Origin of the sequence: Mycoplasma todarodis (assembly GCF_004335995.1) — a bacterium.
Taxonomy (GTDB): Bacteria; Bacillota_I; Bacilli_A; order Mycoplasmatales; family Metamycoplasmataceae; genus Mycoplasma_K; species Mycoplasma_K todarodis.
The window spans coordinates 1-17,998 of the sequence record NZ_PSZP01000014.1; the positions used below are offsets into that span (position 1 = coordinate 1).

At 28.8% G+C, this 17,998-nt stretch carries 18 protein-coding genes; 11 read left to right on the forward strand and 7 right to left on the reverse strand.

Annotated elements, in window-relative coordinates; translation table 4 throughout:
- From C4B25_RS02315 to C4B25_RS02325, 3 genes are all read left to right on the forward strand, one after another.
- Positions 1 to 511, forward strand: a 511-nt coding sequence (locus C4B25_RS02315) for a DUF933 domain-containing protein (protein WP_131613454.1), incomplete at its 5' end; no start/stop codon positions are given.
- Between the two features lie 192 nt (positions 512 to 703).
- Complete coding sequence (locus C4B25_RS02320) at positions 704 to 1,282, forward strand: LD-carboxypeptidase (RefSeq protein ID WP_131613455.1); 579 nt, start codon at positions 704 to 706, stop codon at positions 1,280 to 1,282.
- A gap of 51 nt (positions 1,283 to 1,333) precedes the next feature.
- Positions 1,334 to 1,693, forward strand: coding sequence for a S66 peptidase family protein (locus C4B25_RS02325; protein WP_131613456.1), 360 nt, complete (start codon positions 1,334 to 1,336; stop codon positions 1,691 to 1,693).
- A 98-nt stretch (positions 1,694 to 1,791) separates the two neighbouring features.
- Here the strand turns inward: C4B25_RS02325 and C4B25_RS02330 are convergent, their stop codons facing one another.
- Positions 1,792 to 3,228, reverse strand: a complete 1,437-nt coding sequence (locus C4B25_RS02330; RefSeq protein WP_131613457.1) for a hypothetical protein — start codon at positions 3,226 to 3,228, stop codon at positions 1,792 to 1,794.
- Positions 3,229 to 3,488: 260 nt separating this feature from the next.
- Positions 3,489 to 4,160 (reverse strand): hypothetical protein, encoded by a 672-nt coding sequence (locus C4B25_RS02335; protein ID WP_131613458.1) that lies wholly within the window; start codon positions 4,158 to 4,160, stop codon positions 3,489 to 3,491.
- 574 nt (positions 4,161 to 4,734) lie between these two features.
- Between C4B25_RS02335 and C4B25_RS02340 the strand changes: the two genes are divergently transcribed.
- The 3 genes from C4B25_RS02340 to C4B25_RS02350 all read left to right on the forward strand — a co-directional run bounded on the left by C4B25_RS02340 (position 4,735) and on the right by C4B25_RS02350 (position 7,274).
- Positions 4,735 to 5,277 carry a hypothetical protein gene (locus tag C4B25_RS02340; protein WP_131613459.1) on the forward strand — a complete coding sequence of 181 codons (543 nt, stop codon included), beginning with the start codon at positions 4,735 to 4,737 and terminating at the stop codon, positions 5,275 to 5,277.
- A gap of 63 nt (positions 5,278 to 5,340) precedes the next feature.
- Positions 5,341 to 6,297, forward strand: coding sequence for a DHH family phosphoesterase (locus C4B25_RS02345; protein ID WP_131613460.1), 957 nt, complete (start codon positions 5,341 to 5,343; stop codon positions 6,295 to 6,297).
- Positions 6,298 to 6,305: 8 nt separating this feature from the next.
- Entirely contained in the window at positions 6,306 to 7,274 is a 969-nt protein-coding gene (locus C4B25_RS02350; protein WP_131613461.1) for a DHH family phosphoesterase, read from the forward strand.
- A 25-nt stretch (positions 7,275 to 7,299) separates the two neighbouring features.
- On the opposite strand, the gene C4B25_RS02355 is transcribed toward C4B25_RS02350, so the two are convergent.
- Both C4B25_RS02355 and C4B25_RS02360 read right to left on the reverse strand, forming a co-directional pair.
- The gene (locus C4B25_RS02355; protein WP_131613462.1) at positions 7,300 to 8,046 is read right to left on the reverse strand and encodes a hypothetical protein; all 747 of its coding nucleotides are present in this window, start codon (positions 8,044 to 8,046) and stop codon (positions 7,300 to 7,302) included.
- Positions 8,047 to 8,231: 185 nt separating this feature from the next.
- Positions 8,232 to 9,002 carry a variable surface lipoprotein gene (locus C4B25_RS02360; protein ID WP_131613463.1) on the reverse strand — a complete coding sequence of 257 codons (771 nt, stop codon included), beginning with the start codon at positions 9,000 to 9,002 and terminating at the stop codon, positions 8,232 to 8,234.
- Between the two features lie 666 nt (positions 9,003 to 9,668).
- Between C4B25_RS02360 and C4B25_RS02365 the strand changes: the two genes are divergently transcribed.
- The gene (locus C4B25_RS02365; RefSeq protein WP_131613464.1) at positions 9,669 to 10,418 is read left to right on the forward strand and encodes a hypothetical protein; all 750 of its coding nucleotides are present in this window, start codon (positions 9,669 to 9,671) and stop codon (positions 10,416 to 10,418) included.
- Positions 10,419 to 10,487: 69 nt separating this feature from the next.
- Here C4B25_RS02365 and C4B25_RS02370 read toward each other — a convergent pair whose 3' ends face one another.
- Positions 10,488 to 12,329 (reverse strand): AIPR family protein, encoded by a 1,842-nt coding sequence (locus tag C4B25_RS02370; RefSeq protein WP_131613465.1) that lies wholly within the window; start codon positions 12,327 to 12,329, stop codon positions 10,488 to 10,490.
- A 147-nt stretch (positions 12,330 to 12,476) separates the two neighbouring features.
- On the opposite strand from C4B25_RS02370, the gene C4B25_RS02375 reads away from it, so the two are divergent.
- Positions 12,477 to 12,770, forward strand: coding sequence for a hypothetical protein (locus tag C4B25_RS02375; RefSeq protein ID WP_131613466.1), 294 nt, complete (start codon positions 12,477 to 12,479; stop codon positions 12,768 to 12,770).
- Positions 12,771 to 12,780: 10 nt separating this feature from the next.
- Here C4B25_RS02375 and C4B25_RS02380 read toward each other — a convergent pair whose 3' ends face one another.
- Both C4B25_RS02380 and C4B25_RS02385 read right to left on the reverse strand, forming a co-directional pair.
- Positions 12,781 to 13,401, reverse strand: a complete 621-nt coding sequence (locus tag C4B25_RS02380) for a PD-(D/E)XK nuclease superfamily protein (protein ID WP_131613467.1) — start codon at positions 13,399 to 13,401, stop codon at positions 12,781 to 12,783.
- Positions 13,394 to 14,263: a DNA adenine methylase gene (locus C4B25_RS02385; RefSeq protein ID WP_131613468.1), complete on the reverse strand. Its 870-nt coding sequence runs from the start codon at positions 14,261 to 14,263 to the stop codon at positions 13,394 to 13,396. The genes C4B25_RS02380 and C4B25_RS02385 overlap by 8 nt, the downstream gene beginning before the upstream one ends.
- Positions 14,264 to 14,399: 136 nt before the next feature.
- On the opposite strand from C4B25_RS02385, the gene C4B25_RS02390 reads away from it, so the two are divergent.
- The 3 genes from C4B25_RS02390 to C4B25_RS02400 all read left to right on the forward strand — a co-directional run bounded on the left by C4B25_RS02390 (position 14,400) and on the right by C4B25_RS02400 (position 17,535).
- Complete coding sequence (locus C4B25_RS02390; RefSeq protein ID WP_131613469.1) at positions 14,400 to 16,088, forward strand: DUF262 domain-containing protein; 1,689 nt, start codon at positions 14,400 to 14,402, stop codon at positions 16,086 to 16,088.
- A 46-nt stretch (positions 16,089 to 16,134) separates the two neighbouring features.
- The gene (locus tag C4B25_RS02395) at positions 16,135 to 16,431 is read left to right on the forward strand and encodes a nucleotide pyrophosphohydrolase (protein WP_131613470.1); all 297 of its coding nucleotides are present in this window, start codon (positions 16,135 to 16,137) and stop codon (positions 16,429 to 16,431) included.
- 204 nt (positions 16,432 to 16,635) lie between these two features.
- Positions 16,636 to 17,535 carry a hypothetical protein gene (locus C4B25_RS02400; RefSeq protein ID WP_131613471.1) on the forward strand — a complete coding sequence of 300 codons (900 nt, stop codon included), beginning with the start codon at positions 16,636 to 16,638 and terminating at the stop codon, positions 17,533 to 17,535.
- Positions 17,536 to 17,998 lie beyond the last annotated feature (463 nt).

Here is a 17,998-nt window from a genome sequence, read left to right on the forward strand (position 1 = left end):
ATCTCTTAAACCAATTATCTATGTAGGAAATGTACATGAATCATTCGTTGCTAATCCAGAAGATTCTCCATTATTCAAAACATTAGAAGAAGAAGCTAAGAAACAAGGTGCTGGAGCAATTGGTATCTCGGCACAAATCGAACATGAACTATCTCAACTTGAAGGTGAAGATAAACAAATGTTCCTAGATGATCTAGGTGTTAAAGAATCAGGTCTTGATAGACTTGTTAGAGCTACATACTCACTATTAAACCTTGCTACATACTTTACTGCTGGTGTATTAGAAGTTAGAGCTTGAACATTCAAAAATGGAATGGCAGCACCTGCATGTGCTGGTGTAATCCACACAGACTTTGAAAAAGGGTTCATTAGAGCCGAAGTTATTGCATTCCAGGACTATGTTGACAATAAAGGTGAACAAGGTGCTAAAGACGCTGGAAAAGCTAGATTAGAAGGAAAAGACTACATCATGAAAGATGGAGATGTATGTCACTTCAGAATTAATAAATAAAAAAATAAAATCTACCTCCAAATCGGCGGTAGTTTTTTTATACAAAAATTCAAACATTGTTACATTTTAAAAGTTAACGTGGACATGTGCTTATGTTTTGTGTTGATTCATAAGGTGTGTGATATTTTTTTATAATGAATGTCTTCTAACTGATTAAGGATATAATTTTAAAAAAATAGGGGGGGTAGAAGTATGTTTAAAACAACACTTAAGAAAGGTGATAAAGTTTCGTTACAAAGTTTATCTGGAGGTATGGCTGGTGATGAAAGGTTTATACACAAGTTTCTAATTGGTGAACAAAGAATTAAAGACATGGGATTGGTTCCAGTTAGATCAGAACATTCTATGAAAGGATTTAAATTTATTGCTGAGAATCCTGATAAGAGAGCTGAAGATTTAATGAAGGCATTTAAAGATCCTGAAATTAAAATGATAATAGCAAATATTGGTGGGGTTGATTCACACACAATAATTCCATATTTAGATTTAGAAGTTATTAAAAACAATCCCAAACCAGTTTTAGGTTATTCAGATACAACCTCAATACATCTATTGCTTTACACTCTAGGTATACAAACATATTATGGCCCTTCTGTATTAGATGGGTTTGCTGAGAATGTTGAAATGCATAAGATAACAAAAGAAAGTGTAGAAACCATCTTGTTTACAAATGAAGAACAAGAGGTTATTCAAGCTCAAGAATGAACAAGTGAATTTTTAGATTGAACTAATGAATCATTTGATTATGTTAAACGTAAGATGAATAAATAAATTCATGGAACCATATTCCTTAACTTTAAGGATAATGTAAAAGGAACTTTATTGGGTGGTAACTTAGATACCATTGCACATATAAAAGATAAGTCGTTTTTCCCAAATTTAGAACTATGAAAAGATACTATTATTTTCTTAGAAACATCTGAAAACAAAATGAAGCCAGAAGAATTCGCATCAGTAATTAATAATCTTTCAAAAGAGATTAATAATGCAAAAGCTATTATCTTCGGTAAGCCAAAAGATGAAACGTTCTTTGAAGAGTATTTAACTATTGTTAAAGAGAAAATAACAAAACCCGTAATATTCAATATGAACTTTGGTCATGCAGCGCCAAATAGAACAATGCCTTATGGGGGAACCATTGAAATCAATCCTAAAGATAAATTGGTTAAAATTACAAAATAATAGAAGGGATTAAAGTGTTTGACAAGAACATTTTATTCCATCACATAAATCTAGATGGGGTTACATTTCACTTCAAATTAATAACTAAAAAAAGAGCCTTAAGGCTTCTTTTTATTAGTTTTTTCCTTAAGTTGAACAAAAAATCCTCCAGACTTTAAAACTCCATCTAGGTTTGGGTATTTTTTTCATTTCTTTAATTGTCCAAAAGATACATAAGTTCCATAACTTGAATTCATGTTCATTATTGGTTTCGAAGAAATGAATAAGTTCATTCATCTTCAACCCGCGTAACTTTCACTAAATGATTCATGCATCTTTTTTGATCTTTTTTCTCACCTTTTATTGTGCTTCTTGTGTTTGGATTTTTCATTAGCAAAAGCTATTGGATTATTTGTGTGTGGTTTGATTCATTTATTTTCAATTGTTATAATTATTTTTTGCTCAGGAATTTTTACAAAAGTATCTATATCTCCGAAAGATTCACCTTTAATTGGGAAGATATTCCATTCTTCTTCATCCCACTCAGGAACTATGGAGATATCAAATTCCTTAAAGACTTCTTTTAATTCATTAATAACACTTTCTTGAAGGTATTTTGATTTGTATTTTTTTGAAATTTGCGAACAAAACCTTTCACTCTTTTTTGGATTCTCTATGAATTCTGGGAAGTCCGCTAATGAAATACCATTATATAAATTCGAAACATACATCTTTAATAAAACGCTGCAAGTTAAAATAAAGTCACCATTCTTAATTATTGGGGTTCTATAACCTATTCCTAAAGCATTGGAGTTATTTTCTTTTATATCATAAACCATTCTTTCGAATGTCTCTTTGTATTGAGGGGGTATTTTTTCAAAAAGTTTTATTGGGATCCATACGGGAGCATCACTTATTACACTATATCTTTTATAATATTCACTAACAAATCTTTCGATGAATTCTGCATTTTCCATTTCTTCATAACAATCAAAACCAAAAACGCTTTTAAAATAGTCCGCCTCTTCTTTCCCTTCGGAAGGGTGCGAAAGAGTTGAATTTAAATCGGCAATTCTCATTTCTATTTTATTCTCATTTTTATCATATTCAAAATTACAAAAGTTAGGATTGAATTTTGCTGCAATATTTTTCTTTTTTAGTAAAGAATAAATACTGCTTTTCCCAATTTGAAAAAGAATAAATTCCAACATTGTGCGCTTCATTTTCTTGTTATGTGAAATGAAAGATGTTCAGCCCTTTCATGTATCGATATTTTTATTTATAGAAAAAGAATTCAACTCTGAATTTTTTAATCCCTCTATCAATATAGTATAAAAAGATTTTATTTTTAACAGTCTTTTTGACTTATTTGTGAAATCGTGCTCAATACCAGAACTCTTCCTAATTTCTCTTAATTTTTTGGTTATTTTATTGAATTGATCATGAAAAAAATATGAGAATGTTCAATATCAATTTACTTTTTCCGAATCAGGCATTTGTTTCAATAGTTTTTTGCATTCATAGAAAAAGACCAAATCCTTTTCTTTGAGTAACATGTGATTATAATAGGTTTCGATAGAATTTAGATCCATATTTTTAATTATACAATGTATGCATTATTTTAAAATTAAATAGATGTTTGATAAGTTAGGCTTTATTTAAATCAAAGGAATTTAATGGGTATAAAACACTAAATAAATATTATTATGAATAAAATAATATAAGGGAGTAAAGTGTCTGATAATAACACTTTGTTTTGATGTATAAACCCAACGGAAATATATGTAACTGTGAATTAACAAACAAAAAATAAGCCTTACAGCTTTTTGTATTTGTTTTTTGTTATGTAAAAATTAAATATTTTCATCTCTACTGGTTCTTTTATTCAATTACTATCAAAAGAAACGAAATTATTTGAAACACCCGATATCAAAATTAAATCATTTTCATACAATTTATTAATTTCATTTTGCAATTCAATTAATTGTTCAAAGTTCAAATGTTCTTCAACTTCCATTCATTCTATAATGCTTTTCATGTAATCACTAAATTTACGGGCAACTTTGTTCATATCAATTTCTTCATCTATTTGCGGATTAAAAACTAAACACCCTCGCATTCTTTCTTCAATTTTCGTGGCCTTTATTGTGGTGTAACCCTTTCAAGAACTTGAATTTTTTCCAATATTTTTACTTATATTTTCGTGTTTATTCTTAATGTTCATTAATGTTGATACGCTATAGTTTTCAACTTGATCATCTATAAGTTTGTGATCTTTTTGACAAAGTATCATTAAATTATTTGTTGAATCATAATCATCCATTGGTTTATATCTAGGGCCGTTTTCCTTTTTAGAAATTATGTGTGCCATTTCTCCATGTACAAAATCCTTTCCATTTTTAATTTCTGTAACTTCTTTCTTGCAAATATAGCATTGATTATGTGAAATAGCTCACAAACGCTTTCTTGTTGCACTCTTAATTGCCATAGTTTCCCTCATTTATATTTTCTGTATGTTATGTTTATTATATAACTTATCAACGATAAAAATAGTGAGTATAATTTTAATTATTAATAAAGGGGAATTATGTCAAACAAATAATAGGAGGAATTAAATCATTTGACAAGTTCACTTTATTTCACTACATAAATCTTGGTGAGGGAGTGTGTTACTTCAGGATTAATAAATAAAATATTATAAAAACGATACCACATTCAAAAGAGTGTGGTTATTTTATTGGGTTAACTTCGACAAGTTTAAGATCAATTACAGGGAATGATTTAAATTCTGAAGCATTCCCTAGTGTTGTGGAATAATTAATAAAATTAATTTCACCTTTTTAAAATTGAGGTGGTTTATTATATTTGCTTCAAATTAATAAAAAAACAAGATATAAAGCGAAACCATTATTTGGAACTCGCTTTTTCTTTTTGCGTTTAATTAACAATATATATGATTATTTCATTCCAAGAAAACCATTTTAAAATTCAAAATAATGCATTTATATAGTTAGGTTAATATAACATGATCGTTTGTATGCAAGAGAATATAATGAAAGCATATGAAAACAAACAAAACCACAAGTATTCAAGAGCAAGCAATTAAACTCCACAGAAAAATTAGTTGACACATTATACGTATGCCAATAATAATATTTTTAGCCTGGTGTTTGGTTGTTGCCACACCCATAATTGTTTGTGTTTTCGTTAAGAAACCTAGCTACAATGAATTGAAATGAATTATGTTTATTGTATCGTCCATAACATTTGTGCATGCTTTGCAAATAATATGATTATGCTTTAAGTATTTATTTTTCTTCAAGAGACTAATTAAACTTTTTGGTACTAATGAAGAAAATATAAAAATTGTTTTTAAGACCATTCATTGACCTTCTTTAGATATTGAAAAAGATGAACTCAAAATTTGATTGAAGACTCCAAAAATAACGATATGATTTTTCATTCCTCCTATTGGTTATATATGTGCAATGATATGGATGATTTTTGAAATACCAGTATTACATTGAGGTAAAGATAAACCCTACTTTAAACTTAAGAAAAGTATAAGAGAAGAAATCAACTCTATTGAAAAGATTGAAAAATAAGGTTATTCCAAAAATGTTAATTTTAATGGGTATAATTTTATTAAGTATTAATAAAGGAGCATTATGTTAAACAAAATAATAGAAGGGATTAAAGCATCTGACAAGATCGCCTTATTCCACCACATAAACCCAGATGGAGATACACTTACATCTTCATATGGTTTAGCCCTTGCGCTAAGAAGTAAATTCCCTGAGAAAGAGATAAAGGTTGTTGCCAATAAAAAAGATTTATTCGAAAGATTTGAATTTATTGATTTTAAAGAAGAAGTATTTATTGATTCAATTGATGAAACATGAACAACTGTAGTTGGTGATACATCAGATTACAGAAGAATTGATAGAAATGAAGAATTCCTAAAAGGTAAAACAAAAATTTGTTTTGACCACCATCAAAATGAACCAACAATGGAATATGATATTTTCTGAAAAGAATCATCATGAATTGCTTCATCATTGCAAGCTGTAGAAATTGCTAGAGCTCTTGATGTTGAATTCGATAAAGAGATTGCTTTCCACTTAGCAATTGGTATCCTTACAGACTCAGGAAACTTTGCATTCTCACTTGGAGATCCAATGCCAATGGAATCATATGGATTCTTATTAGGATTCATGGAAGATTCACAAATTGACCACCTATTTAATTCAATGAGAAGAAGAACTCAAAAAGATATTGAAATTGAAAAATTCATGTGAAACAATGTTCAATATAAAGAAAACCTTACATATCTAAAAGTTACTACTGAAGACTTAGAAAAATTAGGTGTTGAAGAAAAAGACATTAAGATAAAAGTAAATAGAATGGGTAACATTGAAGGTTACGATAGATGAGCATTATTTACTGAAGTATTTGATAAAGAAGGAAATATGTACATTAAGGGTTCAACAAGATCTCTTGGATGTAACGTTTCTAAAGTTGCTATGAAGTTCAATGGTGGAGGTCACATCAGAGCTGCTGGTGTTCAAGCCAAAGACTGAAACGAAGTAGAGGAAATCATCACAGCATTAATTGCTGCTGAATAAGGAGAATTATGAAACAAGAAATTATAAAAGCACTTAAAGCATCTGACAAGATCGCTTTATTCCACCATATAAACCCAGATGGAGATTCACTTTCATCTTCATATGGACTAGCACTTGCGCTTAGACAAGTATTTCCAGAGAAAGAAATTGCATGAGTAATCAACAGAGAAGCTGTTCAAGATAGATTCCCTTGATTAGAACTTGACCAATCAATTATTAGAGATTCAATTGATGAAACATGAACAACTGTAATTGGTGATACTTCTGCTATCAATAGAATTGATAGAAATGAAGAATACAAAAAAGGTAAAACAAAAATTTGTTTCGACCACCACAGAAATACGCCTGACTATGATTATGATATTACTTGAATTGAATCATCATGAATCGCTTCATCGCTACAAGCTGTAGAAATAGCATTAGAGCTTGGTGTAGAACTTGATGAGAACATTGCCTTCCACTTAGGAATTGGTATCCTTACAGACTCAGGAAACTTCGTATATTCAAGAGCTAATGCTCACCCAGTATTAACATTTGCTAAATTACTTAAATACATTTCAAATGAAAAGATGGACTTCCTTTACCAACAACTTAAAAGAAGAACACCTGAAGATATTGAAATGGCACAATTCATTTTAAATAAAATGGAATTCAAAGGTAACTTAACATATCTTAAAGCTACAAAAGAAGATTCAGAAAAATATGGTGGTAAAAACCTTAAAATAAAAGTTAACCAAATGGCTAACATCGAAGGTTATGACAGATGAGCTATCTTTGTAGAGATGGCCGATAAAGATCCTGAAGAAGGTATTATTGCTGAATTCAGATCATTAGGATGTAATACATCTAAGATTGCTATCGCACATGGCGGAGGAGGACACATTAGAGCATCTGGTTGTCCACCAAAATCATGAGAAGAAGTAGATCAAATCATTGATGAACTAATTGCATTGCCAGCAACACCAGAAGAAGAGTAAAAAATACACCATAAGGTGTGTTTTTTTACAGGTGAATAAGTTTATTTAGTAAAGTGGTTGTTCTTGAATTGTTGAAATGCATTTTCTTTTTAATGTTTTGTATTTTCTTGTAAACTTTTGTTGCATTTAATTCTCTATAAAATTCTTCTAATGCTGATTCATCTGATATATCTAGTCCAGCTATTATTTGTTTAATTTCGTGAGATGTTTTATATCTAAATAATTCTTTAGTCTCTAAAAGATTTTCCTTTGCAAGTGTTAACATTTGTTTCTCCACTACATAGTTAAGAGTTTGCTTTGATCTGCACTTGATTTTAACTTCTTTAATTGAAAGGATTTCTTCTGATAATAAGTCTAATTTATGAGTAGCTTCTTCTAAGATTTGTTGGATTGATTTGATAACTTCTTCAATGTGTACTTTACCATCAAATTCTTTACGTTTTAATGATGTTCATTCATCGTATTGAATAATATTAGGTAATTGGTTTTTGTTGATAATGATATCTTTTAGATTAACGGTCTTTGTTAATGGTGATGCTGGCATCAATATATTACGTATAAGTTGTTTATCTGACTTAATATCTCCACCGTAAGCCTTTTCATTAATTTCTAATGTGACAACTCTACTTGGTTTAATTGTTTTATCAATTTTCACACTGTTATCTTTTATTTCAACCCTTATTTCATTCTCTTTACCACATGATGTTGCGATAACGGGTAAAGCAATTGTTGTTACTGCTAAAATCCCCATTGATATTCTTTTTGTTTTCATAGTTTGCTCCCAACATACTGAGTTAAATCTCTTATTTTATTGTTAAATTATACATAACCATCTCAAAGAATAACAACAAATAAAAGTATTTTAAAATAACATGATATTCCTTAATATTAAGTAAGTTTTAATTAACAAGAATATATAAATAAAAAAAACTACCATTAGGTGGTTTTTGTGAACTTTTATAAGTGAACCATACTATTTAGGGAAGTGTGTATTTTCATTAAAAGGAAAGTACGTTTTTTAATTATTTTCATAACTTCTTTTATTAATGGTTTCTTAATTAATTTATGGTAAAAATCTGTAACTGAGTCTTCATTTGAAAGATCAACGTCTTTAATCATATTTTCAACCTCATTTGAAGTGACTATTTTAAATACTTCTCATGTGCTTAAAAGTATATCTTGAACATATTTCATCATTTCATCCTCAATTTTATAAGTCTTTATTTTCTTATCATTTCCTTCGATAGTTACTTCTTTAATAGAAAGTAATTCTGAGAAAAGACCTTCCAATAGTTTTGCAGCTTGTGCAATATTCTTTTGAGTAGTAAGTATGAAAGGTTTGGGGGATGATCCATTGTTTGCTTTCATAAATTCTTCATTCTTAACCCTTGATCATTCGTTGTATTGAACTAATTTAGGTAGGACATCTTTATTTTTAATTATTCTATTTACAAAAGTATGTTTTTTAGTAAAGTATTCAGGTATTAATATATGACAAATTAATTCTTCATTAGTTTTCACTTTACCGTTGAATTGTTTCTCATCAATCTTAAGATGAATTGTTTTGTTTCTCTTTATTGATTCTTCAAATTCTGTCTCAAATTCTTTTCTTTTATCACTAACTTTTTCAAGTGTGTGTTCCTTACCACAAGAAATAGCAATTAAAGGCATTGAAACTAATGCAGTTGTTAGGATTCCTAATGATATTTTTCGAGTTATCTTTTTCATGAATACCAACCTTTCTTTTGTTTTTTTTGTAAAAGGATTATACAACTTAGTTTATGAAATATGGGTAAAAATAAAACAATTCTATAAAAGCCGTAAGGATTTTGTTTTAATTCAAAAAGAAAATATTTAACCTATATTATTCCTGAAGAAGATTTTTTGTTATTTTTTATAAGAAAAACACTCTTGCGAGACCTATACATTTGGAACTTATATACACAAGTGGTATAATTATATTGTGGAATAGGTGAGAAAAAGGAATATATAGAATAAATGCAACAGCATCATCAATGAAAATCATAGAACCTATCGCGACTATGATTTTTTATGGGGATGTTATCGAGAGAATTAGTAAGATAATACTTAGGGAGAGATTAACTACACATTGGAATTATAAGGGATGCATGTAAGAGATCAAATTATCAAACTTAATAATAAAGAACGACGATTGAAAGTTTAATATTAATGCTGTAATATTAAAAATTGCCACCATTCAACGTTGTGAATTAAATATTCTAGTGCCTTCACCTAATGCACACATTAATCGGACAAAAAAGTAGACAGTCAACCACTTGGTTGGTTGTTTTTTATTTTGTTGTTTTGGCGTGTTCTTATTGTTTGTATTGTTTTTAAGTATTGCTGGTTTATAATATGCTGGAAAGGATGTCTATGAATGAAACTGAACTTAAACAAATGCCTCATGATGCAAAAGTAGTTTGAATAATCGCTCAAGTAATCCTTGTACTTGCATTAATAATTGCAGTTACCTTTATTTTGATGTGAATATACAATTCAAAAATCAAGAAAGGTAATTCGAAAGATTTTACTGGTAAGTCTTTAACAAAACATATATTTGATAAAAGAGAAGTTGAAGTTAACTATAAAGAAAGTTATTTATACGTTAAGTTCTGAAATTACTATAAAAAGAAAAAAATACATAAATTAAGACCTTGAACAGCTTCAAAGAAATCTATATGAACATTAATGGATGCTTCACAGCAAGCTTATGTTACAACTGTTATCGAAAGAAACGAAAAGAAACAGCTGTGAGGTATATTTTGAGCCCCTCTAATAACTGTTATTGTTGGTTATGTCTTATGTGGTGTATTTCTTGTAGTGGACACTCAGACGCTTAAAAACTTTGAAACATTAAAGGGTGTTAATTGAACTTGAATGGGTTTAGCTATTGCTTCTGTTATTTTTTCTCATTCAATAGCTGACTTTATTAGGATAGTAACAGTTTGAAGAAAGGTAATGCCTTTATTAAAAGAAACTGGACTTACAGATAAAGAATTGAAAACTATTAATGCTATATTCTTTTTAAGATCATTACTATCAATCATTTCTTACTTCTTAACAGTCAAGAAAATATTCGTTAAATTATCATTGAAGTTTTATAACTGAATAATTCATATTTAGAATAAAAAAAGAACCTTGGTTGAAGGTGCTTTTTTTATTGTGTTTAAATTTAAATGTTATTTTATTGAATTATTTATTTAAATACTCAAGATTTCTCTTGAATTCTTCGGTATCGTCTAGCCCATATTCTTTAAAAATTCTATCTATTAGAAAAGGTACATATTTCGCAGATTTATAAAGGTTGTTAGCATCAACTTCAGGAGGTTTAATATAACCAATGAATTTAGCGAAAGATTCTGGGTCTATTGTATATCCATTTTTACCATACTTGTCCATCACTAATGCTACATAAATCAGTAAGTCAAGCCCTTGCATTTCTAGTCCTAATTCTTTTTTCTTGTTTCTATAGAATAATTGGAAAGTTGATATATTTAATAATTGATCAGCTAAATTAGTTGGTGATTGTGAATTGAAGAGATTTGTATATTTAAATTGTGCAGAATTTTCTCTTGCCACCTTCATTCCAACTAAAGAATCAAATACTTGTCCTATTGAACCACGTTTTCAAGCTTCACCAGTTAAGAAAATGTAATGCATTTTAACTAATTCGTTAAGCGTTATTTTTGGTAAAGGACTTAATTGCATAGAGAAATCTGATACACCATCTCTATATGAATAATTGATACCGATTTTTAATAGTTTTTCTTGCAATATTAAGTTGAACTTTCTTGTTGATAATAAATCTTTTGCTTTGATGGCATTTTGTGAATTGGAAGCATTTGAAATATCGTTGTAAATAGTGTATTGTTCTTCCGGTTTGCGAGAACCGACCATATACGCTTTCAGTAACACTCATGCTTTTTCATAGGCATCAGGCATAACTCCCTCACATTCTTTTTCAAAATGTTTAAATAAGGTGTTCACAGTTTGTTGTCCGTTGATTATCTTTATATCTTTTAAACTTACTTCTGGTTGGCTATCTCTTGTGAAAATCTCTATTTTATTTACAATAGCTGTTATACCGTTATTAAGCATCAAGAAATTACTTGGTTTCTTAGTTATTGAGTCAATAATAGAATTTGAAACTTTGTTTTTATTCTTCTTCCTATCTCTAACATTCAAAGTGAATAATGAATCAATAGTTCCGTGACTTTCTTGCACACCCGACATGAAATCAACAAGTTCAGAAACTCTAACTGGCATAATGACAATGCGATCACCACTTTTATCGCCTTTACCACCTTTTACATCAATATATTTCATTGATGTTTCAGTTACATCTGATGTTATTAAAAATTCATTATCTTCTTTTTGATTTTGAAATTCTTTAAACTTAATTTTTGAAAATAACGAAGGTAAACCTCAATGCTCATCATTATCAATAGAAGCATCATTATTATCTAATTGTCCATGAAAATCATTATTTGATAATCAAACTATTTTAGGTCTATAAGTATTCGAAATATCCTTATCTACATTTTCTTGATAAAAACTCATTTTAAAATCACCACATATATAAGAAGTGAGCGGCTTGGAAACTCCTAATCTAACCAATTCTTCGCGGTTAACACCAACAAAAGCTTCATAAATTGCTGATGCACGGTCATGAGCTTTTCTTGGCATTGTTGATGAACCAATGAAGTTATTCATCATAATAACAAATTCTTTTTTATCTTCATTTAAGTAAACAGCTAAAATATCTTCACTATCCGCAACTCATCATTTAAATTTTGGTTCTTTATTATCATTTAATAAGAAAGCAATATAATACCTAAATAATTCCTTTGGATTGGTCATTATTTCATCTGGAAATTTACCTTGGTCTTTCAACCCTTTGGTAGCATATTTATAAAAACTACCCTTCTTTGAAATTGATTTGTTAAAAATAGTCTTGTCAACATTATACTTTCAACTTGATTTTACAATTTCTTCAAACTCTTTATAAGCTTGTTTTCTTTCATTTACTGTCATTTTTCTCCTTTTTAACCTATACCTGATTAAATTAGATCATTATATAGCGTCCAGATCAATGAACCATGGTTATTTTATTTTTAAAATAAAATGCACTACCAACCATAGTTGGTTGTCATTTAGAACTATGGTTGTGATAATTGAAATATGAAAACAAATGGAAAAATTGATGAAGCAAAAATGCTTGAAGATATAAGAGAAATCTTACAACTTTCAATAGAAGACTTCGTCTATCAAATGGGTTGACCCAACTCTAAATATTATGATTACATTAAAAATGGCCGTAAAAGACCAGGGGAGACAGAAAAGAAAAAGACTCACCCAACAATAAATAAGGTTTTTACAGGGATTAATGAAGCTATTGATAACTATGAAAATTGAAAAGAAAAAAGCAGTGAGATCACTGCAGTAGTAATGGTTCATCTTATGCCTAGTGTGTAGGGTGTTTTTTTTATTTTAAAAAGTCTTCAATTTTTAATTGGTCTAAGTTAAGGTTTTGAATTCATACTCCGTATTTTTCCTTTTCATTAACCAAAGATTCATAATACTCTTTTATATTTTCATATTGTTTTTGTTTAAAATAACTTGACAATATATATTGGTATGTCACCTCTGTATCAACGTTAGATAATAATTTTTTAAACATTGTTCTTTTAAAAGGTGCTGTTTGTAGTTTTTCATCAACCGAACCAGGCACTTGTTGCCACTTCTTTTCAAAAATATGCAAAGTGTTAGTTCTAGAGTTGTATATAAATCCATCAGGGTTTATTTTCTTGCTCAATACCGTTTCTATAAATTCATTGTTCATCTTATTTGGAAATACAAGTTGTAACATTTTATAGAGTTGACCTTGTTGACCATAGTATCCAAAATGCTCATCATTTTTTCTAATTTCCAACAAAGTTGTTGTACTACCTTTTTTAATTTTTTTGATCTCATCAGTAAGTTCTAAATTATAACCCAATGTTTTTAAAGCGTTCCCAAGGTAGGTGCTTTCCTCTCATTTTAAACCATTGAGATTAGTTTTTGCTCCACCCGCACCAGTACCTTTATTTATTTTTATATTATTCATAATTCCTCACAATCACTTCTTCCACTTTCCCTCTGCCTTTTCCATTTGAATTAATACTTCTTCTCGCTTTAACAATCTTGATATCAAATTCTTTATATAATTCTCTTATTAATTCTGTGTTGTGGTTTGAAAGCATAAACTTTACGTCCATCTCATTGAGTTTCTTGCAAAGTTTAGCTAATCTAAGTTGCCCATTAACTCCAAATCCGCCTTTTTGATATGCATCGAATCCATTGACACCTTTTTCATAATCATATGGAGGATCAAAGTAAACGAAATCACCTGGTTGAATATCATGTAAAGCTTTAACAAAATCGGTATTTCTAATTTTCACAAGTTTCTTTCCATCTTCTTTTCTGCTCAAGTAATTAGAAACACATTTAATATTTGGGTATTCATATGTTTTAACCCTTACTTTCTTTCCAGAAGGTACATTGTAGAATCCTTGCGAATTAACTCTGTACATACCGTTAAAACCAGCTTTATTAAGGTAAATGAACCTTGCCGCTCTTAATCTTTCAGAAAAGTCAGTAAATTTCATTCCTCGTTCTGAAGAATCAATGATTTTATCGAGTCTTCTTACATCTTTAAAAAAATCTTCGCTATGTGCAGTTTCCATTAGTATTAATAGTTCTAATAGACCGAAGTACTTATCGTGATTATCAAGCATTTTATATGCATGAATTAATTCCCTATTCATATCATTGATTACAGCTTTATGTGGTTTAAAGTCAAATAATAAAGCTCCCCCTCCAATGAAGGGTTCGTAATATGTACCTATTTCTTCACGTTTAGGCATTAATTTTCGTAGTTCTGGAAGCAGTTGTCTCTTGCCGCCAGCTCATTTAATAAAGGGAACCATGGTTCTATTATATACCAACTATGGTTGGGTAAGTTATTTAAGTCTTAAAGAATCTTAAGGAGGGATCCATGGATCCTTGTGAAATACAAAGTATTGTGGTTTAATTCATAGATCATGTTTTAAAATAAGGAGCAATATGAATTATGATTACATTAGAATAACAAAAGATCAAATAAAAGATGGAAAGAATAATTTTGAAATACCAAAATACCAAAGAAACTTAGTGTGAAAATCTTCAAAAAGAATTAAATTAATTAAATCAGTACAAGAAGGATTTCCAATTGGAACTATGCTTTTATATGAAAACAAAAACAAAAAATTTCAAATTATTGATGGGTTACAAAGGTTTAGCACTTTACAAGATTACTTTAACGAACCTATGAAGTATATTAAAGAATCTGATAAATTAAATAAACTTTTAATGAAAGAATTTAAAAATGAGAAACATATAATAAAAATATATGAATTTTTAGAAAAAGAAATACATGATATGAATGTATTATCTATGGAAATCTTTATGTTTTTAGAGGGAGAGTTTAGTTTAGATAAAAAAACCGCAAGAGAATTATCGAAGAAAATAATTGAATTAATTAATGATGAACATGGTCAAGTTGAAAAAATTATTATTCCAGCAATACTTTATAAAGGTTCAGAAGAAAATTTACCTAAAATATTTGAAAATATCAACACTACAGGAACACAACTATCAAGGTTTGATATTTTAGCAGCGTCTTGACCTGATTATGAAGTTAAATTTAGTTCGGAAGATGTTTTAAAGAAAATACAAGATAGGTACGAAAATATGTATCAGGAATTGGAAATTGAAATAGAATATGAAAAAGAAACTTTTAAACCTGCAGCATTTGATTTTGCGTACGGTCTTGGAGCATTTCTGAATGATAGATTCCCTTCTTTGTTCAAAAGTAAAAAAGGATTTTCTACATCTCCTGTTGGATTCAATTTATTATCTTTGGAAGTTTTTAAAAATGTCTCAGATATTGAAAAGTTGTCAACGCTATGAAAAAGAACAAAAGAAGAAAATGACAAGAGTATTAAAAATATAATAGAAGCTTGTGAAATGGTTGATAAATATTTAACGTTGATCACGATAAATAAATTGACTTCTAAAAAATCATATGTTCTTACTGAATATCAAGTTTACAGTTTAATTGGTTATGTTATGAAAATGAAATACGAAAATAGTTTTGATGAAAGGGATTTCCAAAACTACGCTTGAAAAAGGTGTCTTGTTGACTTATTAAAAAATTATTGATCTGGTTCTGGGGATTCTAAAGTTAATGCAGTGATGCAACAAAGTGATAAGGTTTATGAAGTAGATGTTAATTACAAAAATTTCGTAACACTATTTGAGGGGTATATGGAAAATGAAAATAAATCAACCAAACTCCAAAATGTCTCATCCCTAAATAAACAAATACTTTCAATCTTATTCCAAAAATCTGGAATAGATACACTCAAAAAGATGGATATAGAACACATTACGCCCAAAACATATCTAACTAAAAAAGAAAATCTTCCTGTTTCACCTTTATCAAACCTAACATTTTTACCTAAATTTGATAATCGCTCAAAAGGTAAGATGACAATTTGACAATTACAGAAAAAGCAAAAGTCAGAATTCTTTGATCTAATAAAAGATAAACTAAAAGATTACCATTACCCAACAAAAGAAGAACTAAATTTTGTTGCCTCAAACAACATTAATGAAAATACATATAAAAAGTTCCTTGCGAAAAGAACAAAAATGTTGGTGAAACTTTTTGAAAAGATTGTGAAAGATGAAAGTGTAAAAGCACAAAAGTAAAATGCGTTAATCATTATAAATGCATTAAAAAAAGTATAATCTCTTTATGTTAAACAACAAAGAAAAAATAATGAATGAACTTAATAAGTTCAATAAAGATAGAAACTGAGGTAAGTCACATACTTCTGTGAACTTAGCGAAGTCAATCACTTTAGAAGCTTCAGAGATTTTAGAACTATATCAATGAGGTACGGAATGTACTGATAAAGAAAACCTAGCAGAAGAAATAGCTGACGTTGCTATATACCTTCTATTACTAGCTCAAAACAATGATATAGATATTGATGAAGCGATTCTAAGTAAGATTAAAAAGAATGCTATTAAGTATCCAATAAAAAAATAAAAACGGGTTACCGTTTTTTTATTTCACTTGAAAGCGGTTTTTGTGAATCCATAGGATTTTAACACTTTAATTAATCTAGGAGTGATGATAATTTATAATGTTTTTTTCAAATAAATAACCAATAGCAAGAAAAAATGTATAAAAACTAATTCAAAAGTTATAGAAATGGATTAAAATTATAAATATTAATGAAAAGAGGTAATTATGAAGAAGAAAAGAGTTTTATTAGGTCTTGCAGCAAGTTCTTTAGCAATAGCAACGCCAGTGGCTGCGGTTGTTTCATGTGGTAAAAAAGAAGAAAAAGAAAAGGATTATGGAAAAGTGTTTGATAAATTCGATGCTGTAATTTCCAAGGAAAGTGCCTCTTTAGATAATTGAACTGAAGAAGAGGCTTTAGTAGAAAAAACAAACTCATATAAAACTAATACAGGAGAAAACGTAGAAGTAAAAATAAAGCAATTAAGTAATAAATTTGTCGATTATATTATTGATGAAATTAATAAGGCTCATATGGAAGAACCATTTAAAATAGTGCATTTAGATTTGAGTGCATATGATATAGATCAAATGGGCGACTATTTTTGAACAGAAACAAACAATAGAATTAAGTTAAATACACAAGTTTCTTCTGTTTGAATGGATAAAAAGGTGGACTTACAAACATCAGTAATAATATTAAATTTAAACACAACACCCCTTGCAACACATTACTTACATACATTTGATAAAAAAGCATCCAATAAAAAAGGTTGAATTGTACGTTCAAATAGTTGAATTGGAAAAGTTGATCGTAATGATAATTACACTAACTTAGTTGATAAAACTATAATGGATCCATTCCTTGATAATTATTTACATTCAACAAAAATAGGGTTTGTATTACTAAATAATTTAGAAACTCATGGAGAAAAAAATGAGAGTGGATTAAATCCTGATGAAAGTTATGGATATCAAATAATGAGTAATCGCTTATCTTCTCTTTCGACAACTATCAGTAATTTATTTCTTTATAGAGATGAACCAATTGCAGACCTTAAAAAAGAAACTTCAGAAAAATATTATTCATTCATTACTAAAAAATTATTTTTGAGTATGTATAAATAAATACAAGCTCATTGCAAGTTAAATTAATAATGTTATTTCATGAGGAAGTATTGAACACACTTTAAACTCTACTCTAAGGAGTGGGGTTTTATTTTTGAAACTTAAACTTAATGAAATAAGGCTGCAACGGTAAAGGTGAATCGATAGAAAAAGTTAGATATATATTAATTATTATTCTGAATAATAATGTCATTCCGATGAAACATCCTAAGCAAGGTTAATAAGAATGCTATTAAACATCTAATTAAGAAATATAAAAACAGGTTACCGTTTTTATTTTGTATTTTCAATTAATCTATAGATTGTGTAGTTAATATTATCTGCTATACAAAGCTTTTTAAAACTTTTTTAGCAAATTGGTAGTAAGAGTGCTAATTAGGTATATAATTAATTTGTACCTTTAATACGTACTTCTTTTGGAGTATATAAGTTAAAGATACATATTCAGAAAGGAGGCGCAATG